At 61.8% G+C, this 1,461-nt stretch carries 2 protein-coding genes; one reads left to right on the top strand and one right to left on the bottom strand.

All coding sequences use genetic code 11. The features are described 5' to 3' along the window. Window positions 1-798 (bottom strand): substrate-binding domain-containing protein (locus EN984_RS34440; RefSeq protein ID WP_206517559.1); only part of this gene is annotated, 798 nt, incomplete at its 3' end. A gap of 227 nt (window positions 799-1,025) precedes the next feature. Between EN984_RS34440 and EN984_RS34435 the strand changes: the two genes are divergently transcribed. Continuing rightward, a partial coding sequence (locus tag EN984_RS34435) for a winged helix-turn-helix domain-containing protein (RefSeq protein WP_164765912.1) occupies window positions 1,026-1,461 on the top strand: 436 nt, incomplete at its 3' end.

Genomic DNA, 1,461 nt, shown 5'->3' with positions numbered 1-1,461 from the left:
CACCGACTTCACGCCGGGGCAGCCGCCGTCGACGGAAACGATCAACACCTGGCTTTCGAGGCCGACAGCCTTGAGCGCCTGGTAGGCGCCGACAGCGGCAGGCTCGTTGATGGTGTGGATGACGTTGATGGTGTTGTCCTTCTGCAGGAGGTTCTCCATCGCCTTGCGGCCGCCCTCTTCGTTGCCGTTGGTGACGTCGTGGCCGACGATGCGGGGATCGTCCTCATCGCCGATCTTGTTGGGATCCTTCACGTCGATGCCGTAGCCCATCATGAAGCCCTGATCACGCAGCACGTCGACAGTCGGCTGCGAAGGCGTCAGGTCGAGGAAGCCGATCTTGGCGTCCTTGGCCTTGTCGCCGAGCGTGGCGGCTGCCCAGGCACCGATCAGCTTGCCGGCTTCGAGATTGTCCGTCGCAAAGGTCGCGTCGGCGGCGTCGATCGGATCGAGCGGCGTGTCGAGCGCGATCACCAGCAGGCCGGCGTCACGCGCCTTCTTCACGGTCGGCACGATGCCCTTGGTGTCGGATGCAGTGATCAGGATACCCTTGGCGCCGTCGGCGATGCAGCTCTCGATGGCCGCGACCTGGCTCTCGCTGTCGCCGTCGATCTTGCCGGCATAGGTCTTGAGGTCGACGCCGAGTTCCTTGGCCTTCGCGGTCGCGCCTTCCTTCATCTTGACGAAGAAGGGATTGGTGTCGGTCTTGGTGATCAGGCAGGCACCGACACCAGCCGCGGATGCGGACGACGCAAACGCCATCAGCCCCAGAGCCGCGGCGGCAAACACGGTCGATTTCAACAGTTTTGTATTGGTCACGATTTCCTCCCAGTGGATCCATCCGGATGCCGGCCAACCGGCACCTGCAGCGCGTCCAACGAAATTCTCCCAGCGTGGACGCTGCCTCAACAGACACCAGCACGAAGCCTCTGTCAATAATTAAATCACTCTTATTTATTATTGACAGCCTTGCTTCGTTCACCCATTCTGGCCCAAAAGCATTGAGGGGAAACGACGGGAGGAACAGGGTGGAAACGGCCATTGCGAGGCACGGTTCGCCCGAGGTGAATGACAGTCTCATTCACCGCGGCACCAACCAGAGCGGCATGCGCGACCACAATGAGCGGTTGGTGCTGTCGCTGGTGCGCCAGCACGGCAGCCTGGCAAAATCCGACATCGCCCGCATGACCGGCCTTTCGGCGCAGACGGTTTCGGTCATCATGCGCGAGTTGGAGGAAGAAAGCCTCCTGCTGCGCCAGGCGCCGTTGCGCGGCAAGATCGGCCAGCCTTCCATTCCGATGGCGCTCAATCCCGAAGGCGCTTTCTTCATTGGGCTGAAGATCGGCCGCCGCAGCGCCGAACTGGTGTTGATAGATTTCCTTGGCCATGTCCGTTCGATGCTGCAGCATTCCTATCGCTACCCGGCGCCGCGCGAGACGGTGGACTTCGTCAGCAACGGCATGC

The sequence above is a fragment of the Mesorhizobium sp. M7A.F.Ca.CA.004.12.1.1 genome (genome assembly GCF_003997835.1).
GTDB lineage: Bacteria > Pseudomonadota > Alphaproteobacteria > Rhizobiales > Rhizobiaceae > Mesorhizobium.
The sequence above is the reverse complement of the archived record's forward strand: the minus strand, read 5'-3'. Positions and strand labels throughout refer to the sequence as shown.